The 24,771-nt window shown below is 71.2% G+C and carries 23 protein-coding genes; 10 read left to right on the top strand and 13 right to left on the bottom strand.

Features of this window, described 5'->3' with window-relative positions; translation table 11 throughout:
* Positions 1 to 177: 177 nt before the first annotated feature.
* From rsmG to ACSHT8_RS23155, 3 genes are all read left to right on the top strand, one after another.
* Entirely contained in the window at positions 178 to 870 is a 693-nt protein-coding gene (gene rsmG, locus ACSHT8_RS23165; protein ID WP_436493005.1) for a 16S rRNA (guanine(527)-N(7))-methyltransferase RsmG, read from the top strand.
* A gap of 66 nt (positions 871 to 936) precedes the next feature.
* A complete protein-coding gene (locus tag ACSHT8_RS23160; protein WP_436493004.1) occupies positions 937 to 1,836 on the top strand; it encodes a ParA family protein in 900 nt (299 codons plus the stop codon).
* Complete coding sequence (locus tag ACSHT8_RS23155) at positions 1,833 to 2,822, top strand: ParB/RepB/Spo0J family partition protein (RefSeq protein WP_436493003.1); 990 nt, start codon at positions 1,833 to 1,835, stop codon at positions 2,820 to 2,822. Before ACSHT8_RS23160 ends, ACSHT8_RS23155 begins: the two co-directional genes overlap by 4 nt.
* Before the next feature lie 109 nt (positions 2,823 to 2,931).
* Here the strand turns inward: ACSHT8_RS23155 and ACSHT8_RS23150 are convergent, their stop codons facing one another.
* Together ACSHT8_RS23150 and ACSHT8_RS23145 are read right to left on the bottom strand one after the other, a co-directional pair.
* Positions 2,932 to 3,876: a D-alanine--D-alanine ligase family protein gene (locus ACSHT8_RS23150; protein ID WP_436493002.1), complete on the bottom strand. Its 945-nt coding sequence runs from the start codon at positions 3,874 to 3,876 to the stop codon at positions 2,932 to 2,934.
* 28 nt (positions 3,877 to 3,904) lie between these two features.
* Positions 3,905 to 5,221: a PLP-dependent aminotransferase family protein gene (locus tag ACSHT8_RS23145; RefSeq protein ID WP_436493001.1), complete on the bottom strand. Its 1,317-nt coding sequence runs from the start codon at positions 5,219 to 5,221 to the stop codon at positions 3,905 to 3,907.
* A 175-nt stretch (positions 5,222 to 5,396) separates the two neighbouring features.
* On the opposite strand from ACSHT8_RS23145, the gene ACSHT8_RS23140 reads away from it, so the two are divergent.
* Positions 5,397 to 6,023, top strand: a complete 627-nt coding sequence (locus tag ACSHT8_RS23140; protein ID WP_436493000.1) for an N-acetyltransferase family protein — start codon at positions 5,397 to 5,399, stop codon at positions 6,021 to 6,023.
* Here ACSHT8_RS23140 and ACSHT8_RS23135 read toward each other — a convergent pair whose 3' ends face one another.
* The 9 genes from ACSHT8_RS23135 to ACSHT8_RS23095 all read right to left on the bottom strand — a co-directional run bounded on the left by ACSHT8_RS23135 (position 6,024) and on the right by ACSHT8_RS23095 (position 16,425).
* Positions 6,024 to 7,169, bottom strand: a complete 1,146-nt coding sequence (locus ACSHT8_RS23135; RefSeq protein WP_436492999.1) for an N-acetylmuramoyl-L-alanine amidase — start codon at positions 7,167 to 7,169, stop codon at positions 6,024 to 6,026.
* A gap of 203 nt (positions 7,170 to 7,372) precedes the next feature.
* Positions 7,373 to 7,702, bottom strand: a complete 330-nt coding sequence (trxA, locus tag ACSHT8_RS23130) for a thioredoxin (protein ID WP_436492998.1) — start codon at positions 7,700 to 7,702, stop codon at positions 7,373 to 7,375.
* 30 nt (positions 7,703 to 7,732) lie between these two features.
* The gene (gene trxB / locus ACSHT8_RS23125) at positions 7,733 to 8,728 is read right to left on the bottom strand and encodes a thioredoxin-disulfide reductase (RefSeq protein ID WP_436492997.1); all 996 of its coding nucleotides are present in this window, start codon (positions 8,726 to 8,728) and stop codon (positions 7,733 to 7,735) included.
* 132 nt (positions 8,729 to 8,860) lie between these two features.
* Positions 8,861 to 9,637, bottom strand: a complete 777-nt coding sequence (locus tag ACSHT8_RS23120; protein ID WP_436492996.1) for a hypothetical protein — start codon at positions 9,635 to 9,637, stop codon at positions 8,861 to 8,863.
* Complete coding sequence (gene sigM, locus ACSHT8_RS23115) at positions 9,634 to 10,263, bottom strand: RNA polymerase sigma factor SigM (RefSeq protein WP_436492995.1); 630 nt, start codon at positions 10,261 to 10,263, stop codon at positions 9,634 to 9,636. The genes ACSHT8_RS23120 and sigM overlap by 4 nt, the downstream gene beginning before the upstream one ends.
* Before the next feature lie 176 nt (positions 10,264 to 10,439).
* Positions 10,440 to 11,957 (bottom strand): protein kinase family protein, encoded by a 1,518-nt coding sequence (locus ACSHT8_RS23110; RefSeq protein ID WP_436502150.1) that lies wholly within the window; start codon positions 11,955 to 11,957, stop codon positions 10,440 to 10,442.
* Positions 11,958 to 12,078: 121 nt separating this feature from the next.
* Positions 12,079 to 13,698: a murein biosynthesis integral membrane protein MurJ gene (gene murJ, locus ACSHT8_RS23105; RefSeq protein ID WP_436492994.1), complete on the bottom strand. Its 1,620-nt coding sequence runs from the start codon at positions 13,696 to 13,698 to the stop codon at positions 12,079 to 12,081.
* Between the two features lie 14 nt (positions 13,699 to 13,712).
* The gene (locus tag ACSHT8_RS23100; RefSeq protein WP_436492993.1) at positions 13,713 to 15,878 is read right to left on the bottom strand and encodes a DUF6049 family protein; all 2,166 of its coding nucleotides are present in this window, start codon (positions 15,876 to 15,878) and stop codon (positions 13,713 to 13,715) included.
* Between the two features lie 4 nt (positions 15,879 to 15,882).
* Positions 15,883 to 16,425, bottom strand: coding sequence for an NUDIX hydrolase (locus ACSHT8_RS23095; protein ID WP_436492992.1), 543 nt, complete (start codon positions 16,423 to 16,425; stop codon positions 15,883 to 15,885).
* Positions 16,426 to 16,506: 81 nt separating this feature from the next.
* Between ACSHT8_RS23095 and ACSHT8_RS23090 the strand changes: the two genes are divergently transcribed.
* Positions 16,507 to 17,997: a CCA tRNA nucleotidyltransferase gene (locus ACSHT8_RS23090; RefSeq protein WP_436492991.1), complete on the top strand. Its 1,491-nt coding sequence runs from the start codon at positions 16,507 to 16,509 to the stop codon at positions 17,995 to 17,997.
* On the opposite strand, the gene ACSHT8_RS23085 is transcribed toward ACSHT8_RS23090, so the two are convergent.
* On the bottom strand, positions 17,926 to 19,212 hold the full coding sequence (locus ACSHT8_RS23085; protein WP_436492990.1) for an MFS transporter: 1,287 nt from the start codon (positions 19,210 to 19,212) through the stop codon (positions 17,926 to 17,928). The genes ACSHT8_RS23090 and ACSHT8_RS23085 overlap by 72 nt on opposite strands.
* A gap of 232 nt (positions 19,213 to 19,444) precedes the next feature.
* Between ACSHT8_RS23085 and ACSHT8_RS23080 the strand changes: the two genes are divergently transcribed.
* The 5 genes from ACSHT8_RS23080 to ACSHT8_RS23060 all read left to right on the top strand — a co-directional run bounded on the left by ACSHT8_RS23080 (position 19,445) and on the right by ACSHT8_RS23060 (position 24,271).
* On the top strand, positions 19,445 to 20,077 hold the full coding sequence (locus ACSHT8_RS23080) for a YqgE/AlgH family protein (RefSeq protein ID WP_436502149.1): 633 nt from the start codon (positions 19,445 to 19,447) through the stop codon (positions 20,075 to 20,077).
* A gap of 85 nt (positions 20,078 to 20,162) precedes the next feature.
* On the top strand, positions 20,163 to 21,464 hold the full coding sequence (locus ACSHT8_RS23075; protein WP_436492989.1) for an MFS transporter: 1,302 nt from the start codon (positions 20,163 to 20,165) through the stop codon (positions 21,462 to 21,464).
* Positions 21,465 to 21,476: 12 nt separating this feature from the next.
* Complete coding sequence (locus ACSHT8_RS23070; RefSeq protein ID WP_436492988.1) at positions 21,477 to 22,133, top strand: response regulator transcription factor; 657 nt, start codon at positions 21,477 to 21,479, stop codon at positions 22,131 to 22,133.
* Positions 22,134 to 23,417 carry a sensor histidine kinase gene (locus ACSHT8_RS23065; RefSeq protein ID WP_436492987.1) on the top strand — a complete coding sequence of 428 codons (1,284 nt, stop codon included), beginning with the start codon at positions 22,134 to 22,136 and terminating at the stop codon, positions 23,415 to 23,417.
* On the top strand, positions 23,414 to 24,271 hold the full coding sequence (locus ACSHT8_RS23060) for a TAXI family TRAP transporter solute-binding subunit (RefSeq protein WP_436492986.1): 858 nt from the start codon (positions 23,414 to 23,416) through the stop codon (positions 24,269 to 24,271). Before ACSHT8_RS23065 ends, ACSHT8_RS23060 begins: the two co-directional genes overlap by 4 nt.
* Here the strand turns inward: ACSHT8_RS23060 and ACSHT8_RS23055 are convergent.
* Positions 24,268 to 24,675, bottom strand: coding sequence for an SdpI family protein (locus ACSHT8_RS23055; protein WP_436492985.1), 408 nt, complete (start codon positions 24,673 to 24,675; stop codon positions 24,268 to 24,270). The two genes, ACSHT8_RS23060 and ACSHT8_RS23055, sit on opposite strands and share 4 nt — an antisense overlap.
* Between the last annotated feature and the right edge of the window lie 96 nt (positions 24,676 to 24,771).

Genomic DNA, 24,771 nt, shown 5'->3' with positions numbered 1-24,771 from the left:
AGGCGCGGTCCGTCGATGACGGGCCGCGCCTCTTGTGTTTCACGTGAAACATCGATCCGCTCACCGCGCCGATGTGATGTTTCACGTGAAACACCGGTGCGCCTGTCCGACGGGTCGAGTGCATCAGCGACAATCAACCAAGCCACGTTTCACGTGAAACATCGGGATGGGACCAGCATGACCAACGCCGACCGAACCACGGCGGCGGCCGCTGTGTTCGGAGACCGACTCCCCCTCGCAGAGCAGTTCACCGAGCTGCTCGCTGAGCATGGGGTCGAGCGCGGACTCATCGGGCCGCGCGAGGTGGACCGCCTCTGGGAGCGGCACATCCTCAACTCCGCGGTCGTGGCCGAACAGATCGAGCCGAACGCCCGCCTGGTCGACATCGGGTCGGGTGCCGGGCTGCCCGGCGTGCCACTGGCCATCGCTCGGCCGGATCTCCAGGTCGTTTTGGTCGAACCTATGGCTCGACGGGTGGCGTGGCTGGACGAGGTCGTGAAGACTCTCGGATTGACGTCGGTGACGGTCCTGCGCGGCAGGGCCGAGGAGCCGACCATCAAAGACGATGTCGCGGGTGCCGACGTGGTGACCGCACGGGCCGTCGCCCCGCTCGCCAAGCTGTGTGGGTGGTGTCTGCCGCTGCTGCGTGTCGGCGGACGGGTGGTCGCGCTCAAGGGGGCCAGTGCCGCCGAGGAGATCGAGCGCGACCGAACGGCGGTCGCCCGGCTTGGCGGTGGCGAGCCGCGAGTCGAGCTTTGCGGTGCCGACGTGCTCGACGTGCCGACGACGGTGGTCGTGGTCGACCGGGTCGGCGGCGCGGGCAGGCCGCGCGGGCGGGCAAGGAAGGATCAGGGTGCACAGCGTGCATGAGAACGGAGCGAGGATGTTCCACGTGAAACATCGGCTTTCGGGTCGACCCCGAACTGGAGGAAACCGATGAACCAGCCGTCCCCCGCGTCCGTCGCAGGCTGGACGCCGATCGCCGAAGAGGCGGCTCGGGCGACCAGGATGAAGCACCCGGAAGCGCCGTTCCCCCGTCCCACCCACCGCCGCGTGCTGACCGTCGCCAACCAGAAGGGCGGCGTCGGCAAGACCACGAGCACCGTGAACCTGGCCGCCGCGCTCGCGCTGCACGGGCTGCGCGTCCTCGTCATCGACCTCGACCCGCAGGGCAACGCCAGCACCGCGCTCGGCGTCGACCACCGCTCCGGCACCCCCTCGGTCTACGAGGTGCTGCTCGGCGAGGTCACCCTGGCCGACGCCGCGCAGACGAGCGACCAGTCGGACCTGCTGTTCTGCGTGCCCGCCACGATCGACCTCGCGGGCGCGGAGATCGAGCTGGTCTCGATGAGCGGCCGGGAGGGGCGACTCAAGGAGGCGCTGTCCGACGAGGCGCTCAACGCGATCAACCCCGACTACGTCTTCATCGACTGCCCGCCCTCGCTCGGCCTGCTGACGGTCAACGCGATGGTCGCCGCGCAGGAGGTGCTCATCCCGATCCAGTGCGAGTACTACGCGCTGGAGGGGCTCAGCCAGCTGCTGCGCAATATCGAGCTGGTGCAGGCGCACCTCAACCGCTCGCTGTCGGTCTCCACGATCCTGCTGACGATGTACGACGGCCGGACCAAGCTCGCCGACCAGGTCACCGCCGAGGTCCGCCACCACTTCGGCGACACGGTGCTCAAGACCGTCATCCCGCGCAGCGTGAAGGTGTCTGAGGCGCCCGGCTACGGCCAGACCGTCCTCGCCTACGACCCGGGTTCCCGGGGTGCGATGAGCTACCTCGACGCGGGCCGCGAGATCGCCTTCCGCGGCGCGGCCGGAGCCAACTCATGACCGGCCCCGCTGGCCGCAAGGGCGGGCTCGGCCGCGGCCTGGCCGCGCTCATCCCCCAGGGTCCGGCCACCGGTCCGGCCGCCGCGGTCGACACCTACAAGCCGCTGTCGACGATCCGCGTGGAGGACAACCGGCCGTCGCACGACGCCAAGCCGGTGCACACCGGCACGGTCGCGGGCGCGGTCTACCGGGAGGTCCCGATCGCGTCGATCGTGGCGAACCCGAAGCAGCCGCGGCAGGTGTTCGACGAGGAGGCGCTCGCCGAACTGGAGCACTCGATCCGCGAGTTCGGGCTCATGCAGCCGATCGTGGTCCGGGAGCTGACCGAGGACAGCTACGAGCTCGTCATGGGCGAGCGCCGCCTGCGCGCCTCCCAGCGCGCGGGCCTCGACCGCATTCCCGCGATCGTTCGCCAGACCGCCGACGACGCGATGCTGCGCGACGCGCTGTTGGAGAACATCCATCGGGTCCAGCTGAACCCGCTCGAAGAGGCGGCGGCCTACCAGCAGCTGCTCGACGAGTTCGACGTGACGCACGAGGACCTGGCGAGCCGCATCGGGCGCAGCAGGCCGGTCATCACCAACACCATCCGCCTGCTGAAGCTGCCCCTTCCGGTGCAGCGGCGGGTCGCGGCCGGTGTCCTCTCGGCGGGCCACGCGCGTGCGCTGCTCGGCTTGGAGGACCCGGGCGCCCAGGAGGAGCTCGCCACCCGCATCGTCGCCGAGGGCCTGTCGGTACGGGCGACGGAAGAAGCGGTGACGCTCATGAAGGGCGCTCCCCCGGCCAAGGCGAAGCCCGCGCCGCGCAAGCCGATGCACGCGCCGGGGCTGCAGGACGTCGCCGAGCGCCTGTCCGACAAGTTCGACACCCGGGTCCGGGTCGAGCTGGGCAAGCGAAAAGGGCGGATCGTCGTCGAATTCGGCTCCGTTGACGACCTTGAGCGGATCGTCGGCATGATGGCCGAAAATGGGATAAATCAGACATGAGAATCCCGCAAGGGATCACCCAGGGGCCTTACGTCACGGTGACGATGGCACAAAGTAAAGAAAGGGCCACCCACAGCAACGGTGTGGGTGGCCCTCGTGAGACTCAGCGTCAGCGCGAAATGGCCCGGTCGACAAGCTCGGCGTAGATCGCGCCGAGCGACCGGCCCGCCGCTTCGATGGCCATCGGGACGAGCGAGGTCTCGGTCAGCCCCGGCGACAGGTTCACTTCGAGGAAGTGCACCTGACCGTCGGCGTCGACCACCGCGTCGGTGCGCGAGATGTCGCGCAGCCCGAGCAGCTTGTGCGCGGTGACCGCCAGCTCGGCCACCGCGGCGGTCGCCTTCGGGTCGAGCCGGGCGGGAGTGTGGAAGTCGGTCAGCCCGGCGGTGTAGCGGGCGGTGTAGTCGTAGACCCCGCTCTCCGGAACGATCTCGACCGCGGGCAGCGCCTCCGGCCCGTCCGCGCCGTCGATGACCGTCACCGCGACCTCGACCCCGTCGACGAACTTCTCGGCGAGCACCGCGTCGCTGTAGGCCAGGCACCCGACCATCGCCGTCGGCAGGTCGGCCGCGTCGCGCACGACCTGGGCGCCGAGCGCCGAGCCACCCTTGTCCGGCTTGAGCATCAGCGGCAGCCCGAGCCGCTGCACCATCGACTCCAGCACCGGCGCGGCACCCAACTCGCGGAACGTGCTGTGCGGCAGCACGACCCAGTCCGGCGTCAGCACCCCCGACCGGGCCAGCTCGGCCTTCGCGGTCGGCTTGTCCCACGCGCGCCTGCAGGCGTCCGGGTCGGTGCCGACGTACGGGATCGCCAGCAGGTCGAGGATCGTCTGGATGGACCCGTTCTCCCCCTCGCCGCCGTGCAGCGCGACGACCACGGCGTCGGGCCGGTTCTCCCGAAGCCGGCGCAGCAGGCTGGCGTCGGCGTCCCACTCCTCGACCGCGACCCCGACCGAGCGCAGCGCGGCCGACACCCGTCGGCCGGACCGGATCGAGACGTCGCGCTCGTGTGACAGGCCACCGGCGAGGACGGCTACCCAGCGATCGGACACGAAAGGCTCCTGACTACAAGATCGATGATCACGCGGTGTCGGGCGCTGGGGTCTGCGGCCCGGACAGGGAACGGCTCGTCGACGGGCCGAAGGTGTTGAGCAGGTCGATCTCGTCGGTCAGCACGCCGGCGAGCCTGCGCACGCCCTCGGTGATCCGCTCCGGCGGCGGGTAGCAGAACGACAGGCGCATCTGCCTGCTGCCGAACCCGTCGGCGTAGAAGCCGGTGCCGGGCACGTACGCGACCCGGGCGGTGACCGCGCGGGGCTGCATCGCCTTGGTGTCGACGCCCTCGGGAACCGTCAGCCAGACGAAGAAGCCGCCATCGGGCTTGGTCCACGTGCAGCCCGCGGGCATGTGCTGCTCCAGCCCGGCCAGCAGCGCGTCGCGGCGCTCGCGGTACATCGACTGGAAGGACTTGATCTGGCCCTTCCAGTCGTGCGTGGCGAGGTAGCGGGACACGATCAGCTGGTTGAGCGTCGGGGCGCACAGCGCGGCCGACTCCGCGGCCAGGACCAGCTTCTCGCGCACCGCGTGCGGCGCCAGCGCCCAGCCGACACGAAGGCCGGAGGCGAAGGTCTTGGAGAACGAGCCGAGGTAGATGACGTTGTCGTGGTCCATCGACCGCAGCGCCGGGTAGATCTGTCCGTCGAAGCCCAGCAGGCCGTACGGGTTGTCCTCGATGACCAGCACGTCGTGGCGGGCGCAGATGTCGAGCACCTCGGCGCGGCGGGCGACCGCCATCGTCACGCCCGCGGGGTTCTGGAAGTTCGGGATCGTGTAGAGGAACTTGACCCGCCTGCCCGCCTTGGCCGCACCTTCGAGCGCGGCGCGCAGCGCGGCCGGGATCAGGCCGTGCTCGTCCATCGCGACGTGGCGCACGTCGGCCTGGTAGGAGGCGAAGGTGCCCAGGGCGCCGACGTAGGACGGGCCCTCGGCCAGCACGATGTCGCCCGGGTCGCAGAAGATGCGGGTGACCAGGTCGAGCGCCATCTGGGAGCCGACGGTGACGACGAGGTCGTCGGGGTGGCCGGTGACGCCCTCCAAGGCCATCACCTCGCAGATCTGCTCACGCAGCTGCGGCACCCCGTGCGCCGAGCCGTACTGCAGCGCGGTGAGTCCGTCATCGGTGATGATCGAGGCGACCTGGTCGGAGATGAAGTCCAGCGGCAGGGCGGCCAGATTGGGCATGCCACCGGCCAGCGACACCACCTCGGGCCTGCTGGCTACCGCGAACAGTGCGCGCACCTCGGATGCCGTCATCCCGGTCGCTCGCGCGGCGTAGCGCTGCAGGTGTGGGTCGAGGCTGCGCGCACCTGGTCTTTCAGGTGGCTGTCCAGGCGTCATCGTCGCTCCGTTGCAGGTAGATCACATCGAGTGTAACCGGACAGGTGACTTAGCCCCCGATTATCGCCGCAACGGTTCCCGCGTAGGGATACTCGTCCTATTCTGGGTTCGGTATCACCCCGTCCACCTGCGGACGGTAGGTCCGCGAGGCATGGGCATGGGTGCGGGAGGTTGGGTGTCGCGACGCGTCGTGGGCGTCACGTTGGACAACCTGGAGCATCTGCCGAAGCACTGTCGCGGCTGCGTGTACTGGGAACTAGCGCCACACCTCAAGGAACAGGCCGAGGAGTTCGGGACCACCGAACTGGAGAAAGAGGCCTGGGTCTCCAACGTCCTGCTCGACTGGGGCTCGTGCGGCCGGGTTGTCTACAGCGACAAGCTGCCCGTCGGCTTCGTCCTCTACGCCCCGCCGAACGCCGTGCCCAGGGCGTCGGCCTTCCCGACGTCGCCGGTCAGCGCGGACGCCGTCGTGCTCACCGGGTTCCACGTCGTGCCGGAGTTCCGCGAGGGCGGCCTCGGCCGGATGCTGGTGCAGGCGGTCGCCAAGGACCTGACCCGGCGCGGCGTCAAGGCCATCGAGGCGTTCGGCGACGCCCGGCCCGATGAGGAACGGTCCTGCGTCGTGCCGGTCGAGTTCCTGACCGCGGTCGGCTTCAAGACCGTCCGACCCCACCCGCGGTGGCCTCGGCTGCGCCTTGAGCTGCGTTCGGCCATCACGTGGAAGGAAGACGTCGAAGCCGCCCTGGAGCGGCTCCTCGGCACGGTGTCGGTCAGCACCGCGAGCCCGGTGCTGCAGCGTTAGTTATTCGGCCTTGGCGAGTTCGTGGGCCAGCACGTCGGCGAAGGTGAAGCTGCCGGTGGGCTGGTCGTTCTCGCCGAGCAGGTAGAGCCGCTTGACCGCCACGAGGATGCCCTCGGCGACGACGTCGCGGAAACCCGGGTCGGACAGGCGGGCGCGGTCGTCGGCGTTGGTCAGGTAGCCGATCTCGATGCGCACCGCCGGGCAGCGGGTGAGGCGCAGGATGTCCCACGTCTTCGGGTGCGAGCCGCAGTCCTTCAGGCCCGTGCGCATCGCCAGCTCACGCTGGATCAGCCCGGCCATCGCCTCGCCCAGCGTGGACGTGGAGCCGTTGCCGGTGCCGAAGTGGAAGCTCGCCACGCCCTGGGCGTGCGGGGACGCGTTGGAGTCGGTGTGCAGCGACAGGACGAGGTCGGCGCCCGCCTCGTTGGCGAAGGTGGCGCGCTCCTCGTCGGTGGGGCACTGGTCGGGGCCACGGGACAGCAGCGACTCCATGCCGGTGGCCACCATGCGGCCCTCCAGCCGGGTGGCCAGATCCCACATCAGGTCCGACTCGTTGACCCCGCCGACGGACAGGCCGGTGTCGGCGCCGCCGTGGCCCGGGTCGATGACGATGCGCTTGCCGCGCAGGCGCGGACCGGCCTTGCGTACCCGCTCCTGCTCGCGCAGCAGCACCGGGCGGCCGCCGCGGGCGCGCGGGGACAGCTGGCGCAGGGCGCGGACGGTCTCGGGGCCGCAGATGCCGTCGACGGTGAGGCCGTAGTCGCGCTGGAAGTTGCGCAGCGCGGCCTCGGTCTGGGCGCCGAACAGGCCGTTGGGCCTGCCCGCGTCGTAGCCGAGCTCCAGCAGGCGTTCCTGCAGCGTCAGCACGTCGTCGCCGGAGATGGGGGCCGACACCATGAACGCCAGCGGGCGGCCGCCGAGCTGGTGGGTGGCGTCGCGCAGCGCGCGGTAGGTGGCGGGGCCGACGAGGCCGTCGGTGATCAGCCCCCGCTGCTGCTGGAAGGAACGGACGGCGTGCTCCATGGGCTGGTCGAACAGCCCAGCATCCGTCGTGCCGATGACCGGAGGGAGCAGGCCCAACGCGGTGAGCGTGGCCCGAACCTCGGCTACGGCAGGTCCCCCATCACCGCGGCGGAGTACCCGCATGCACCCTCGCTCTCCGATTGGGCTCCGATGCAGCCGGAGCGGTTCCTGACAGCTCATCATTGTGCCTTGTCGGCCTGGCCACTTCGCGGAAGGGGCGGGGTGGGTTTCACGTGAAACGCCGAACCCGGGGGCCTGCGTCCTTAACGAGACGCTCGGACCCCGGGTTCGGGTTGCCTTGACCACACCTACTTCTCGGCGGGCACTCAGCCGAGGATGTCCTCCAGGTCCTTGAGGATGATCGCCTTGGGCTTGGCGCCCACGATCGTCTTCACCGGTTTGCCGTTCTGGAACACGACCATCGTCGGCACCGACATGATCTGGTAGTCGCGGGCGATGCCCGGGTTCGCGTCGATGTCGAGCTTGGCGACGGTGATCTTCTCCGGGTGGTCGCGCGCGATCTCCTCGAGTACCGGGGCGACCATCTTGCACGGGCCGCACCAGGTCGCCCAGAAGTCGACGAGCACGGGCTTGTCGCTCATCAGCACGTCGTCGGCGAACGACTTGTCGGTCACGATGACGGTGTTACCGGCCATGGTCTCTCCCTGCGGTGATTCGGTTGTAGGTCAGTTGGCGGTGGCGGCGTACCCGCCGCCCACGAACTGGGCGGCGCTCTCGGCGTGCGCTTCGCCGTGCTCGGCGAGCCAGCGCTCGGCGTCGATCGCGGCGGCGCAGCCCGAGCCCGCGGCGGTGATCGCCTGACGGTACTCGTGGTCGACCAGGTCGCCCGCGGCGAACACGCCGTCGAGGTTGGTGAAGGTGCTCTGGCCCTTGACCAGCACATATCCCTCGCTGTCGACGTCGACCTGGCCCTTGACCAGCGCGCTGCGCGGGTCGTGGCCGATGGCGACGAAGAAGCCGGTGACCGGCAGCTCGGATGCCTCGCCGGTGACGGTGTCGCGGATCTTCAGCCCGGTCACGCTCGTCTCGCCCAGCACCTCGGTGACCTCGGTGTTGAGCTGCCAGCGGATCTTCTCGTTGGCCTTGGCCCGCTCCAGCATGATCTTCGACGCCCGGAACTCCTCGCGCCGGTGGATGATCGTCACCGACTTGGCGAACCGGGTCAGGAAGGTGGCCTCCTCCATCGCCGAGTCGCCGCCGCCGAGCACGGCGATGTCCTGGTCGCGGAAGAAGAACCCGTCACACGTGGCACACGCCGACACACCGCGGCCGAGCAGCTCCTGCTCGCCGGGCACGTTGAGGTAGCGGGCGGCGGCACCCATCGCCAGCACGACGGCCTTGGCCGCGTAGCGCGTGCCGTTGGCCTCGACGTACTTGACCGGGCCGGTCAGGTCGACGGACTCGACGTCCTCCGGCCGCAGCTCGGCGCCGAAGCGCTCGGCCTGGGCCCGCATCTGCTCCATCAGGTCCGGGCCCATGATGCCGTCGCGGAATCCCGGGAAGTTCTCCACCTCGGTGGTCGTCATCAGCGCGCCACCGAACTGCGAGCCCTCGAAGACCAGCGGGTCGAGCTGGGCGCGCGCGGCGTAGACCGCCGCGGTGTACCCGGCGGGGCCCGATCCGATGATGATCAGGTTCCGGAGCTGCTCGTCCGCAGGCATCTGCCCTCCATGACCTTCGCCGGACGCTTGCCCGTCCGGTCGCATTGGTGTCAACGCGATCGTAGGGTGCGGATGTTCCGGCGCCGTCAGTGATGGGCCACACGAGATGAACCGCAGTCGGCGAGTAGCCGGTCAGCGGCCGATCGTGTTGTTGAACAGCACCGAGCAGTCGGGCTTGACGACCAAGACCCGCAGCTTGGTGATGTCGCCGGTCGTGAGCAGGGCCATCACGCCTTCGGTGCCGTCGAGGTTCACCGGGTGCACGCCGATGGTCTGCGACTTGGCGTCCAGCCCGGCGGACTCGATGCACTTGTCCAGCCCGGCCTGGTTCTTGAGCGGCCCGTACTCCTTGGAGTCGCCGATCTTGCCGACCGCGCCGCCGATGTCGGAGCTGGTGACCGCGAGCGGCTTGACCTGTGCCCCGTCCGAGGCGCCCGGAGCCGGGGCCGTCGTGGTGGCGGGCGCCGCGACGCCGCCGGTGGTCGGCTGGCCACCGGGGAGCACCGCGAAGGTGATCGCGACGGCGGCGGCCGCGGCGGTCAGCAGACCACCGCCCCACGCCATCCGGCGCGAACGCTTGCGCCGCGCCTCGGCCAGGTCGACCACGGGCGCCACGGACTGCTGAGCGGGGCCGCCGAACGAGCGGCGGGCCTCGGCGTCGAGTGCCGCGTCGAGCCGGGCGGCGAAGTGTGCGGGCATGGGTGGCGCCGGAGCGTCACCGAGTCCGCCGAGGTCGGCGCTGACCGCGTCGAGTGCGTCGATGACCGCGCGGGCACCCGGGTCGGCGTTGACCTGGGACCACAGGCGCGCGCTCTGGGCGGGCTCGAGGACGCCCGCGTGCAGGTCGGCGAGCAGGTCGACCGACCACGGGGTCCCCGGGACCCCGGTGCCCCGAAGCTCGTCCGTCATCGTCCCTCCAAGTGGCGCCGCGTCGACGGCACGTCGCGCCGTTCATGAGCGTCACCTGGGACGTTCGCATCTGCATCGGGGTTCCGCAGATGCCCGAGAACTTTCGCGAGCTTCGCGCGACCCCGCGCACACCGGCTCTTGACCGTGCCCTCGGCGATGCCCAGGAGCTGGGCCGTCTCGGCCACGGAGTAGCCCTCGACGTCGACGAGCACGATCGGCACGCGCTGTTCCTCCGACAGTTCTTCCAGCGCGCGGCGCACCACCAGCGACGTCTCGCGGTCGGCCATGGCGTCGCGCGGAGTGACGGGTTCGCCTGGTCCGGCCTCGGGCAGCGGGACGGTGGGCCGGGCCTGGCGCCTGCGGACGCGGTCCAGGCAGGCGTTGACCACGATGCGGTGCAGCCAGGTGGTCACCTGCGACTCGGCGCGGAAGGAACCGGCGGCGCGGAAGGCGGAGATGAACGCCTCCTGCAGCGCGTCGGCGGCTTCCTCCGGATCGCGCAGCGTGCGCAGCGCGACGGCCCAGAGTCTGTCCCGGTGCCGGTGGACTAGCTCGGAGAAGGCGCGCGGATCCCCAGCGGCATGGGCCGCGATGAGGTCAGCGTCCGAACTGGCGGCTGCGGTCACGCTCGACAGCCTAACGGTCACCGCTGATGCGCTCGCAGCCAATCCGACCTGCGGTTTGACGCCGCGCGAAACCGCGGCCAAGGGGACCGTGACGTCGCTGAACCACGGTGCCCGCACGACCGGACAAAATCACGAAACGGGACCAAGACCAAGAAATTCGGGGAGGCGGGGCAGCTTCAGCGTGCGCGGACGAAGCTGACGTCGGTCAGTTCCGAAACGTTGCCCTCACCCAAAGTGGTGATCCAGATCAGCAGGTGCTGGGTGGGTTCGGCCTTGGCGAGCTGGATCTTGGTCTGCCCGGCCTTGAGTGGTTCGGACTTGCCGATGACCTTGGTCTCGTCGAGGCTGCCCGGCCGGTCGGTGGGCGCGGTGCGGATCTCGATGACGGTGCCGTCGCTCGGGGAGTCGATGACGACCTCGGCGAAGGTGACCGGCTCGGCGAAGGAGGCCATGATCCCCACGCCCGGCTTCAGCGCGGGGAACTGCTCCTTGTAGACGTCGGTCTTCCACGCGGTCTTCGGATCGCCGTCGACCGCCCGGTTGGCGCGCTTGGCGTTGTCCGGGGTGCCCTTGCCGGGCAGGTTGAACACGCGCACCCCGGCCGACTGGATCGGGTCGCCCGCCTGCGGGGGCGGCGCGCCGCCGTTGTCGCCCGCGGGCGCGGTGGCGACCACGGTCGGGCCGCCCGCGCTGGGGGCGGTGTCGCCGAAGAAGCTGATCAGCTGCATGCCGACCCAGGCGAGCACGCCGACGGTGGCCACGGCCAGGGCGGTGACGCCTATGGCGAGCTTGCGCCGCTTCGCGCGGTCGTTGCTCGGCCTGCGGGTGGTCCAGACGGTGCCGTCGTCCTCGTAGTCGGGTTCGTCGTCGGTGATCGCCTGGAGCTGCTGGGTCTCCTCCTCCAGCGCCTTCACGCGGTCGAGGACCCGGATCAGGCCCGCGCTGGTCTGGATGCCGCCGATGGCGTCGCCGGACAGGCAGCGCAGGGCGGCTGCGGACAGCTCGTGCGGGATGTACGGGAACAGCGCGCGCGGGGCGACCACGCTGCCGTCGGGGTTGACCGGGGCCGTCGGCACGCCTGCGGGGCCGCCGCGCAGCGGCCAGCGGCCGGTGAGCAGCAGGTACAGGATCGCGCCGAGGCCGCGCACGTCGTCCTGCAGCGACGCCTCCGCCGACGGGCCGGGGAAGGCGAGCCGCAGCGCGCCGTCCGGGGTGACCCGGATTCGCTGCGGATGGTCGACGCCCAGGACCAGGCCGGTGTGGTGGGCCAGTTCGGTGGCCGCGGCGAGCGGCTCGAGCAGCCGGGCGGCCACGGCGGGCGGCAGCGGGTGCTCGGCGATCAGGTCGACGAGGTCGGTGCCCGGGGTCCAGTCGGCGACGATGATGCCGATCAGGCCCTCGCCCGCGCCGATGCCGCTGCCCTGGCCGAGCACGTCGAGCACCCTGGTCTTGCCGGGGTGGGTGAGCGCGGCGGCGTGCGCGGCGCGTTCGAGGGTGCGGCGGGCCGCGGCGCACGCCTGGGCGTCGCCCGGGTCGCCGACGAGCAGGGTCAGCGCGACGTCGCGGCGGAGCTGGCCGTCCTGGGCGCGCCACAGGTGGGCGTTGATGCGCTGATCGACGCCGAACTGCGCGGTCAGCCGGTAGCGGCCGTCGCCGACGACGCCGCCGGGCACCAGGGAACCGCCGTCGGACATCGCGCCCGCCGCCGCTTCCCCACCCGTCAGGTACTCGGTTCGCCTCGTGGTCACCCTGGTCTCCGCATGCCGGTCGCCGCCGAGAGTACGGGAAATCCGACGCCCGCCGGTGATCCCCGCCTCACCCTCGGCGCACGAGTCGGCGGATTCGGGTGGTCGCCGGCTTGAGTTCGGGGACCTTCAGCATGATCAGCACGCCCACCGCGATACCGCCCGCGACCAGGCCCTGGACGATGAGCACGAGCCACGCCCGGCCCATCGACGTGATGGGCGCGGGGAACAGCAATCGGGTGACGAGCCAGGCGGCGAGAATCCCCGCGACACCCGCCGCGACGCTCTTGGCGATCACCGCGACGACCTTCTTGCTGTGCAGGTTCCCCAGCCGCACCCACAGCCACATCTGCCCGAGGACCGCGCCGACGACGAACGTCAGCGAGTTGACGAGCATCACGCCGACGACCACCTGTGCGGGTGACACCAGCGCGCCGCACATGTAGAGCAGCGGGACCTTGACCGCGGTCATCACGACCATGATCAGCGTCGGGGTGCGGGCGTCCTTCATCGCGTAGAACACGCGGAGTTGGAGCATGACCAGCGCGTACGGCAGCAGGCCGAAGGCGGAGAACGCCAGCGCCGTGCCCAGCCGCTGCGCCTCGGCCAGCTCTACTTCGCCCGCGAAGAACAGCGCGATGCCCAGCGCCACGCCGCAGATGGTGAGCAGTGCGCTGATCGGGACCAGCATCACCGCCGAGAGCCTGCTGCCGGTGGACAGGTCGTCTACCAGCTTGGGGATGTCGTTGTCGGCCGCGGCGCGGCTCATCCTGGGCAGGATCGCGGTGAGCAGCGAGACGCCGATGACGCCGTACGGCAGCTGGAAGAGCAGCCACGCGTTGCTGTAGATGGTGACGCCGCCGGGGTCGGCCGCGGTGAGGACGCGCTGGGTGATCACCATGCCGACCTGGCTGATCAGCACGTAGCCCAGGATCCACAGGGCGAGCCCGCCGAACTCGCGCAGCCGGTCGTCGAGGCCCCACGTCCACTTGAAGCGGAACCCGATCCGCTTCAGCGCGGGGAACAGGATCACCGCCTGCACCACGATGCCCAGCGTCACGCCGATGCCCAGGACCAGCAGCTTCGCGTCGCCCATCGTCACCGGGTCGAGGGAGATCTTGCCGGGGACGATCGCGTAGACGACCAGGGTGACCATGACGACCAGGTTGTTGACCACCGGCGCCCACGCCGTCGGGCCGAACACGTGCTTGGCCTGCAGGATCGCCGAGAGCAGCGCGAACAGGCCGTAGAAGAGGATCTCGGGCAGCAGCAGATAGGCGAATGCGGTGGCCAGCTCCGGGTTGGCCTTGCCGGTCGAGTCGTCGATGTAGATCGACGTGAACACCGGCGCGAGCGCGACCGCGATGACGGTGGCGACCGCCAGCCCGGTCAGGCCGACGGTGAGCAGCCGGTTCATGTAGCTCTGGCCGCCGTCGGGATCGTCGTGCGAGCGGACCAGCAGCGGGACGACGACGCTGGCCAGCACCCCGCCGAGCAGCAGCTCGAAGATGATGTTGGGCAGCGTGTTGGCGATGGTGAACGAGTCCTGGACGACGTTGATGCCGACGATCCAGCCGAGCATGAGCTTCCAGCCGAAGCCGGTGATCCGGCTGACCATCGTGGCGATCGCCATCGACCCGGTCGCCCTGGCCAGGGACGGCACCGCCCGCTTCTGTCCGCCCTGCTCCACGGTCGCCCTCGTTCCTAAAGCTCGTTCTCCGCCGCGGCCGCCGCCCGCCGGGAGCGGATGCGCCGGACCACCCGCAGGCCCACCAACAGCACCAACGCGCCCGCGGCGACGCCGGTGACCGCGACGGTGATGCTTCCGTACGAGGTCGAGTTGAGTTTCACCCGGGAGGTCTCCCCGAGGACGGTGCCGTTCTCGGTGGTCAGCCAGACGTCGACGGTGAACCGGCCCGCCCTGCTCACCTCGACCGGCACGTAGTGGCTGCTCGGGTGCCTTGCCGGGATACGCACGTAGATCGTCTGCTGCGGGCGCAGGCCGGGCGTGTCGCCGACGTTGATCCTGGCGCGGACCGTCACCGGCAGGCCGTTGGTGACGAACACCGGGATCGGGCTCTCCGACGACGCCAGCGCCAGCGGGATACCGGGATCGCTGATCGTCACCCGCGACAGCAGGGCCGTGAGCTGCTCGTTGGCCGCGCTGACCGCCGTCGACGCGCGCGCGGGCGTCGGCCGCCACGCCGTGGACGTGGCCCGGAGCAGGCTGTTGGTGATCGGGTCGAGCAGGACCGCCGGGTCGAGCCCGACCGTGTCGTCCTCGCTGAAGACGTTCTTGATCAGCTCGCGCTGGACGGTGTTGATCCGCGCGACCTCGGCGGTGACCACGGGCGGGATCTCGTTGGCGCTGTCCTGCGGCGAATAGTCCAGGCCCGCCGCGGTGCCCAGGGTGGTGCCCCCGACGATCGTGTCGAGGCGCTCAGGCTCGGCGTAGCCGGACTCGTAGAGCTTGTGCAGCGTCTCCAGGAACACGCGCAGGTCGGCGACGGACACCGACCAGCGGCGCGGCGGGGCGATCAGCACGGTGGAGGCGGGCGGCGACTGGAACGCGGCGCGGAAGACCAGGGTGGCCAGGCCGTTCTGCACCGTCGCGGTTCGCACGCCGGACTCGACGGCGGCCTTGGGCGCCAGCGACGACTCGATGAGCGGGTCGTATCCGACGGCGCGCAGCGCGTCGGAGCCCAGGCTGTAGGGCGCGCTCCCGTCGACGCGCTGCAGCCTGCTCGCGTCGGCGACGACGGTGGTGCGGCGGGCGTTGGCCAGGTCGGCCAAGGTGCGCTGGTCGAGCGTGCCGTGTTCGGGCCAGACCACCCCGGGCAGCGGCTTGACCCCGAGCTGCTGCTCGATGACCGCCGCCGCCGACATCGCCACGGTCTGCAGGTCGACGGTGTCGGAGCGGGACAGCGCGACCAGGTCGGCGTCGGCGAACGGCATGGCGATCACGCAGCGGCCCTTGACCAGCTCGCGCAGCCGCGACAGCCACAGCCCCGCCGCCTCTTGGCCGCCGCCCTTGCCGAACGAGCCGTCCGGCCCGACCACCTGGTAGCCGTCGGCCATCGTCTTGGCGGTGGCGATCAGATCGGGGTCGATGGCGAAGCACAGGGAGTTGAGCACGTCGGCGCCCGCGGACTCGGCGGTGCCGAGCAGGCCGAGGAGCCTGCCGCGCGACAGCGACTCGGCGAGGCCGTCCTCGGCGAAGACCGGCTGGCCGCCGTCGATCGGGACGGTGATCTGCCGGGGCTGGTCGTCGACCAGCGGCCACAGCAGCCCGACGCGCGACGGCGTCGCGGGCGGGGGCGGCGGCGTGCTGCCGGGGACGGACAGCACCGGCAGCAGGGCGCTCAGGGCGCCGATGCGCTCGGTGGTGCCGTAGTCGGGCACGCCGTTGAAGTTCACCGCGACCGGGTAGACGCCCGCCCGGTCGATCTTGAGCACGCTCAGCGGCACGGTCATCGCGAAGCTGACGGTCTCGCCGGAGCGCAGGTCGGCGGCGACGTCCTGGAAGGAGGACTGCCACGCCGTGGGCTTGGTGACCGCCGTGGTCTGCTGCGGCTCGTCGAGCGCGCCGCGCAGGGCGGGTTCGGCGGCCAGCGCGTCGCCGCGCTGCAGCCGGACGGTGATCCGGTCGATCCGCCGGTCACCCGTGTTGGTGATCTTCCCGGTGACGGTGATCGTCTGGGTGGTCGTGTCGACCACGCGCGGGGTGAGCTGGTCGAGGTCGATCCGGATGCGCCCGGAGGCCTGGGCCGCGGCGGTGCCGAGCGGGACACCGAGCACGACCAGCACCGCGACGAGCACAGCGAGGCCCGCACGGTGCAGACGAGTGATCAAGACAAGCTCTCCAGCCATCGGGTCAGCCTCGGCCGACTTCGTCTCGTTCGACCGGACCGGGTGAGAGTGGATGCTCGGAGAGTAGTTGCCGCGCTTTGCGGACCAGACGGCGCTCGTCGGCATAGGCGAGCCGGGTCTCCAGCTCGTCGATGGCCACCCACGCCACCTCGGTGACTTCCACGTCCTCGTCGGAGAGCTCGTAGGTGTGGGCGACCAGCAGGAAGTGGTGGACCGTCTTGTGGATGCGCTTGGCGCCGTCGGCGATGAACCAGTAGTCGATCGTGCCGAGGGGGCGGACCACCTCGCCGTCGATCCCGGTCTCCTCGGCGATCTCGCGGACCGCGGTCTGCTCCGGGGTCTCGCCGGGCTCGATGTGGCCCTTGGGCAGCGACCACAGCAGCCTGCCGCGCCGGTCGAGCCTGCCGATGAGGGCGACGCGGTCGGTGGCCTGGTCGATGACCAGGCCACCCGCCGAGGTCTCGTCGACCGTGGTCAGCTTCGGGCCGCGGCGCCGGAACCGGCGCCCGGACCGGGCGCCTCGAGACCTTCCGGACGACGGGGGCATGTTCGCGATGGTAATGCGATTCGCGATTCGGGGGACGGCCCTCGGCTCGGGCCTGTGGATAACCAGATACGCTCGTCCATCGTGTCCAAAACGTCGGCCGCCCAGAACGTGGTGGTGGAGCTCCTGCGGGTGTCCCCCATCGCCGATGACCTCGCCGCCCGGTTCGCCCGGGCAGGCCACCAGCTCTACCTCGTCGGCGGCCCGGTCCGCGACGCGATGCTGGGCAGGCTGGGCAACGACCTCGACTTCACCACCGACGCCCGGCCTGAGCAGATCATGAAGCTCGTCACGGGATGGGCGGACGCGGTCTGGGACACCGGGATCGCCTTCGGCACGGTCGGCGCGGCCAAGTCCGGCACGCAGTGCGAGATCACCACGTTCCGCTCCGACGCCTACGACCGGGTGAGCCGCAATCCGGAGGTCCGCTTCGGCGACTCGATCGAGGCCGACCTGGTCCGGCGCGACTTCACGGTCAACGCGATGGCCATCGACTTGTCGACAAAGCGGTTCATCGATCCGCACGACGGCATGTCCGCGCTGGCCGCGCGTGTCCTCGACACCCCGGCCACTCCGCAGGAGTCGTTCGCCGACGACCCGCTGCGGATGATGCGCGCCGCCCGGTTCGTCAGCCAGCTCGGCTTCACGTGCGCCCCGCGCGTGCTCGACGCGCTCGGCGACATGTCCGGCGAGATCCAGCGGATCACCCCGGAGCGCGTGCAGGCCGAGCTGTCGAAGCTGGTCTGCGGCGCGTTCCCCCGCGACGGCGTCCGGCTGCTTGTCGACAGCGGGCTGGCCGACCACATGCTGCCCGAGCTGCCCGCGATGAAGCTGGAGATCGACGAGCACCACCAGCACAAGGACGTCTACGAGCACTCGCTGGTCGTGCTCGACCAGGCGATCGGGCTGGAGGAGCCGGGCACCCCGCCCGACCTGGTGCTGCGCCTGGCCGCGCTGTTGCACGACATCGGCAAGCCGGACACCCGGCGGCACATCCCCGGCGGCGGCGTGAGCTTCCACCACCACGAGGTCGTCGGCGCCAAGATGGTCCGCAAGCGCTTGCGCGCGCTGCGGTACTCGAAGGAGATCACCGAGGACGTCGCGAAGCTGGTGTTCCTGCACCTGCGGTTCCACGGCTACGGCAACGGCGAGTGGACCGACTCCGCGGTCCGCCGCTACGTGACCGACGCGGGCGACCTGCTCCCCCGGCTGCACAAGCTCGTGCGCGCCGACTGCACCACCCGCAACCGCCGCAAGGCCAACGCGCTGCAGCGCACCTACGACGGGCTGGAAGAGCGCATCGCGCGCATCGCCGCCGACGAGGACCTGGCCAGGGTCCGGCCCGACCTCGACGGCAACGAGATCATGCGGCTGCTCGGCCTGCCGCCGGGCCCGCTGGTCGGCAAGGCGTGGAAGTTCCTCAAGGAACTGCGGCTCGACCGCGGCCCGATGGAACACGACGAAGCCGTAGCGGCGCTGCGCGAGTGGGCCGCCGAGCAGGGGCTACCCGCGCCGGGTGAGGCTGACGAAGCCGATCAGCCCGACCAGGAAGCAGACCCCGGCGGCGACAAGTAGCTCCGGCGACGCCCCGTCCGGCGCGACCACGAGCGCCGCGAGGCTGATCGAGATCACCTGGGTCACGTTGAACAACGTGTCGTAGAGGGCGAACACGCGCCCGCGCACCTCGTCGCCGATGTCGCGCTGGACCGCGGCGTCGACGCACAGCTTGACCAGCTGGCCGACGAAGGTCATCACCAGCACGGCGGCGAGCGTGGTGACCAGCGTCATCGGCAGGCCGAGCCCGATCACGGCCACACAGCCGACGGCGAGCGCGGCCACCACCGACCGGCGCCTGCCGAACCGGGCCACGATGCGCGGCGTGGTCAGCCCGGCGATCAGGATGCCGACGCCGCCCATGCCCGCGACCTCGCCGAGCCCGCCCATCCCGGCGTCCAGCTTGAACCGGATGAGCAGCACCGTCAGCAGCAGCGCGATCCCGAACGCGGCGCGGTGGGCCAGCAGCCCGACGAACCCGGCGATGACGCTGGGCGTGCGGAGCGCCGCGCGGCCGCCGTCGAACAGGCCACGCGCGATGGCCACCAGCGTCTGCGGCGGCTCGTCGACCTTGTCCGGCCCGAGCGCCCCCCTGGCGAACCGGGCGGCGAACACCGCGGCCAGCACCGAGCCGACCACGGCGACCGCGGTCGTGATCCCGGAGCCGAAGTCGTCGTCACCGGTCATCGCGCGCAGCCCGACCGCGCAGCCCGCGCCGATCACCGCGATCACCGCGCCGAGGGTGGTGGCCAGCGCGTTCGCCTCGACCAGGTTGCGCGTGGGCACCACATGCGGCAGCGACGCCGAGAGCCCCGACCCGACGAACCGGCTGATCCCGATGACCACCAGCGCCAGGGTGAACAGCGTCGTCCCGCTCGCCCCGGCCATCACGCCGCCCGCGGTGACCAGGATCAGCGTGCCGCGCAGCAGGTTCGCCACGAGCAGCACGCGGCGGCGGTCCCAGCGGTCGAGCAGGGCGCCCGCGAACGGGCCGATCAGCGAATACGGGAGCAGCAGCGCGGTGAAGCCCGCCGCGATGGCCATGGGGTCGGCCTCGCGCTCGGGGTTGAACAGCACCGCGCCCGCGAGCCCGGCCTGGAACAGGCCGTCGCCCCACTGCGCGGCGAACCGGCTGTAGAGCAGGCGGCGGAAGCCGGTGATGGCAAGCAGCTTGCGCAGACCGATGCGGACGTGGTGGGCCTCATGGTCGACATCGCTGGTGCCTGTGGTGCTCACGGTCGCTGAGCCTACGACCCCGGCGAAGCCCACTGAACGGCCGAATGGGCGGCCCCACGAGGGGACCGCCCATCCACCGGCACCGGGTCGCCTCACGGCGGGTCGCGCGACGTGGCTCCAGCCGAGCGGTATTCCACGAAGGCGTTTCTAGTTGAGCCCGGGGGACACGCGGTGCCGACTCCATCTTCAACGACATGCCCCCGGGTTGAGTTCCCCCCATCCGGGTGAGTCCATCCGGACTCCGGGTACACCGGCCCATCCGTGTCCGCGCCCCGGATGGGATCATGGCCCAGTGTCTTCCGACGCCTCCGTCGAGCCAGGGACGCTGCTGGTAGCGGCGCCCAGCCTGCTCGACGCCAACTTTCGCCGCACGGTGGTCTACATCATCGACCACCGGGGCGAAGGCACGCTCGGCGTCGTCCTCAACCGCCCCAGCGACGTGCCGGTCGACGACGTGCTGCCCACCTGGGGTCCGCACGTCTCCGAGCCGAGCGCGGTGTTCGTCGGCGGCCCGGTCGAGCAGAAGACGGCGCTGTGCCTTGCCGCGATGCGCACTGGCGAGCAGGTCGACGGCGTGTCCGGGCTGATCGGGGTGCGCGGCCCGGTCGCGCTGGTCGATCTCGACGCGGACCCGGACGTGCTGGTGCCGAAGTTCCGTGGCATGCGCGTGTTCGCGGGCTATGCGGGCTGGGACGTCGGCCAACTCGCGGGCGAGATCGACCGCGGCGACTGGATCGTGGTCCCTGCCCTGCCCAACGACGTGCTGGCCCCGGCGGAGGAAGACCTGTGGGGCCGCGTCCTGCGCCGCCAGGGCATGCCGCTCGCCCTGCTCGCGACACATCCAGGTGATGTGAAAGGCAATTGACCTAAGCGACTGTTAGGTCTGCGCTGTCGATCTTGCTCGGCCGTGCGCTCGACCCCCACCGTGAGGCAGGTCACGAGGAGGTCGAATGTCAGCACAGACGACGGTGTCTGCCCAGTCCAGTCCCCCGAGCGAGCGCCGCGTGGTCGGCAACGTCATCCGGGGATCCATCGGCAACCTGATCGAGTGGTACGACTGGTACGCCTACGCGGCGTTCAGCATCTACTTCTCCGCCACGTTCTTCCCGGCGAGCGACCAGACCGCGCAGTGGTTCAACTCCGCGGCCGTGTTCGCCGTCGGGTTCCTGATGCGCCCGCTGGGCGGCTGGCTCCTCGGCCGCTTCGCCGACCGGTACGGCCGCCGCAACGCGCTCACGCTGTCGGTGACGATGATGGCGCTCGGCTCGCTGCTGATCGCCGTGACACCCGGCTATTCGACGATCGGCCTTGCCGCCCCGGTCGTGTTGGTGCTGGCCAGGCTGCTGCAAGGGCTGTCGGTCGGCGGTGAGTACGCCACCTCGGCGACCTATCTGTCCGAGGTGGCCACGCCAGGAAAGCGTGGCTTCTACTCCAGCTTCCAGTACGTGACCTTGACCGCGGGCCAGCTGACCGCACTGGGGCTGCAGATCGTGCTCCAGCAGTTCCTCAGCCACGAGCAGCTGATGTCGTGGGGCTGGCGGATCGCCTTCGGTGTCGGCGCGCTCGGCGCCGTCGCGGTGATGTACCTGCGGCGCGGCATGGACGAGTCGGCGGCGTTCGAGTCGGAGAAGGGCACCGAGTCGCGCGGGACGCTGCGCGCGCTGGCGAAGTACCCGAGGGAGGTGCTGCTCGTGGTCGGCCTGACCCTCGGCGGCACGGTCGCGTTCTACACCTACACGACGTACCTGCAGAAGTTCATGGTCGGCACCAGCAAGATCGACGTGAAGACGGTGACCTGGATCAACTTCTTCGCGCTGCTGGTCTTCGTCGTCCTGCAGCCGGTCGCGGGCAGGCTCTCCGACCGGATCGGGCGACGGCCGCTGCTGATGTGGTTCGGCGTCGCAGGGGCGCTGCTGACGGTGCCGATCCTCACTTTGCTGGCGGCGACGAAGAACCCGGTCTACGCCTTCGCGCTGATGACGGTCGCGCTGCTGATCGTCACCGGCTACACCTCGATCAACGCCATCGTGAAGGCCGAGCTGTTCCCGACGCGGATCCGCGCGCTGGGCGTCGGCCTGCCGTACGCGCTCACCGTGGCGATCTTCGGCGGCACCGCGGAGATGATCGCGCTGGGCCTGAAGCGGGCCGGTCACGAGTCGCTCTTCTTCTGGTACGTGTCAGGGTGTGTGCTGATCTCCCTGGTCGTGTACCTGCGCATGCGTGAGACATCCAAGGACTCGGCGCTGGATTAGAGGGTGGTGGCCATGCGGGTGCTGCTCGTCGAGGACGACGACGGTGTCGCCAACGCGCTGGTCGACGCGCTGCGCGCGCATGGCCACACCCCGACCAGGGTCGGCCGCGGCGCCGACGCGCTGCTTTCCCACCGCGACGCCGACATCCTGCTGCTCGACCTCGGCCTGCCGGACGAGGACGGCCTGGACGTGCTGCGCAAGCTGCGGCAGGTGACGGCCGTCCCGGTTCTGGTGCTCACCGCGCGCGGCGACGAGCGGACCGTCGTGCGCGGGTTGCGGCTCGGTGCGGACGACTACCTGGTGAAGCCGGTCCGGCTGGCCGAGTTGCTGGCCAGGATCGACGCCGTCGCCCGGCGCGGGGCGGCCCGGCACGCCGCCCGGCAGGTGGTGCGGGTCGGCGATGTGGAGATCGACCTGGCGAGCCGGGAAGTCGCGGTCGGCGGCCGGTCGGTGCCGCTGACCACCAAGGAGTTCGACGTGCTGGCGGTCCTCGCGCGCAGGCCGGGGACGGCGGTGAGCCGCCAGCAGCTGATGGACGAGGTGTGGGGCGACGCGTTCGTCGCGGTGTCGCGGTCGCTGGACGTGCACCTCACCCAGCTGCGCGCGAAACTCGACCGGCCCGGTCTTCTCACCACGATCCGCGGCTTCGGCTACCGGCTGGGCGCGTAGATGCGCCGCCGACTCCTGCTTGTGCTGCTGCTGTTCTCCACGGCGGCCGTCGCGGCGTTCGCGGTCCCGCTGCTGTTCAGCACCGCTGAGGAGCGCACTCAGCGGTTCGTGATCAGCCGCACCGCCGACCTCGACCGGTTCGCCACCCTGTCCGGCGACGCGCTGCGCGCCGAGGTCGTCCGCTACACCGAGCTCTACGGCGAAGAGGTGGTGGTGGTCGACGCGCGGCGCGCCCCGGTGGTCGAGTCGGGGCTGCGGGCCGCGGACCCGGCGCTGGCCCCGGTGATCGACGCCGCCCTGCGCAACCAGCCCGCCGCGCCCGTGGCGACTGTGCTCCCGTGGACCGGCGGCGACGTGCTGTTCGCCCGGCCGGTCGGCACCGGGACCAAGGTCGCGGGCGCGGTGGTGGTGCGTGCGTCGACCGCGGCCGTGGCCGCCGACGTGACCCGCGGCTGGGCGTGGGTCCTGACCGGAGCGCTGGCCGCCGCCGCGCTCGGCGTGGCCGTGACGTTCGTGGTGGCGAGGTGGCTGCTGCGGCCGCTGCGCGAGCTGGAGCGCGGGGTCCTCGCCGTCACCGCCGGGGAGCGCGGGGCGCACGTGGCGGGCGGCGGTCCGACGGAGCTGCGGGCGCTGGCCGAGTCGTTCAACCGGATGTCCGACGCGGTCACCGAGGCCGCCGACCAGCAGCGCAGGCTCATCGCCGACACCTCCCACCAGCTGCGCAACCCGCTGGCCGCGCTGCGCCTGCGGGTGGACCTCCGCGCCGACGACGAGGCGACCGCCGCCGAGGTCGACCGGCTGGAGACCCTGCTCGACGGCATGCTCGCGCTGGCCACCGCCGAGCACAAGGCCACCGAACGCGCTGCCGGGGCCGAGGTGCGGCGCGCCGACCTGGGCGCGATGCTGCTCGACCGGGTCGACGCGTGGCGGCCCGCAGCGGACCGCGCGGGCGTGCGGCTGTCGGTCGAGACCGGTGAGCCTGTGTCGGTGGCCGCCGACTTGGCGCAGGTGCTGGACGTGCTGCTCGACAACGGGATCAAGTACGGCGCCCAGACCGTCCACATCAGACAGGAAGGCGGGTCGGTGGTGGTCAGCGATGACGGTCCGGGCATCGCCGAGGCCGATCTTGGCCGGGCGACCGACCGGTTCTGGCGTGGCTCAGCAGGCAAGGGCACCGGGCTCGGCCTCGCCATCGCCGACCGGCTGGTCGCCGCCCACGGCGGCACCCTGCGGCTGGCGTCGGTACGACCGCACGGCCTGGCCGTACACCTGGACCTGCGATGAGGCGGCGGACCTTCCTCCTCGGCGCCCTCGCCCTCACCGCGTGCGGCGCCCCGCAGGTCAGCGGCGACCTGGCCGTCGCGGCGGGCGAGCGCGGCGGCCTGTACCTCGACTTCGCCGAACTCCTCGCGAACAACGCCCCACCGGGCCTGCGTCTGACAGCCGTGCCGACCGAAGGCAGCCTCGACAACCTGGAGCGGCTGCGGGCGCGCCGGGTTGATCTGGCACTCGTGCTGAGCGACACCGTGGCGACCGATCTCGTGGCCCTCGGCCGCGTCTACGAGAACTACCTGCAGCTCGTGGTGCGGGCCGACTCCCCCGTGCGGTCGGTCGCCGACCTCGCGGGCCGGGTCGTGTCGCTCGGCGCGGAAGGCTCCGGCGCCGCGTTCGTCGGCGCCCGGCTCGACCTCGGCGCCCAGGTCCGACACCTGCCGTTGGCCGACGCCACGGCCGCGTTGGTGGCCGGCGAGATCGACGCCCTGCTTTGGTCCGGCGGCGTGCCGACGCCCCGCCTGGCCGAACTGCCGGGCATCCGCCTGATCCCGCTCGACGAGGTCCGCGCGCGGCTGCGTGCCGCCCACGGTCCGGTGTACGACCTGGTGACGGTGCCCGCGGGCGTCTACGGCGCCGACGCGGAGGTGCCGACCGTCGGCGTGGCGAACCTGCTGGTCAGCCGACCTGACCTGGCCGACGATCTCGCCGGGGCGGTGGTCCGGCTGCTGACTGAGCGGGCCGCGCGGCTCGTGCCCGAGCAGGCGCTGGGCACCCAGTTCCTCGACGCGCGGAGCCTGATCGCGACCGAGCCGCTACCCCTGCACCCAGGCGCCGCCGCGGCGTACCGCGACCTGCACGGTTAGGCCTTGCTGAGCGCGCCGCAGCCGCCCGCGCCGCACTGGCAGCCCGCGCAACCCGGGGGCAGCTCCGGGGCGGGTTCCGGCACGGCCGAGGCCGCCCGGTGGCCGAGGACGCCCGCGCCGAGGGTGATGGCCAGCAGGCCGACCGTGGCGATCAAGACCACCATCAGCGCGCCGGTGTGCAGGGTGAGGCCGATGACGCCGCCGATGACACCGACGGAGCCCGCCACCATGTTCGGCAGGCCCGCGACCTTGTTGCCGACGCGGAACGCCTCGTCGCTGCGCAGGGTCGCGGGGGTGCGGACCCCGCCGAAGCGGTTGCGCGGCAGCCGCTCGGTGAGGCCGAGGAAGCCGACCACCAGGAGAGGCAGACCGACGATGAGGGGCAGCAGCGACACGAGGTTCACCCCACCGATGGTAGGAGGTGTCGCAGGTCGCACGCCTACCCGGTCGACACCGTGCGCTATCCTCGACCCATGAGGACGGCCCGCCTGCTCCTTAGT

Origin of the sequence: Actinokineospora sp. HUAS TT18 (genome assembly GCF_051364635.1) — a bacterium.
Lineage (GTDB): Bacteria > Actinomycetota > Actinomycetes > Mycobacteriales > Pseudonocardiaceae > Actinokineospora.
The sequence above is the reverse complement of the archived record's forward strand: the minus strand, read 5'-3'. Positions and strand labels throughout refer to the sequence as shown.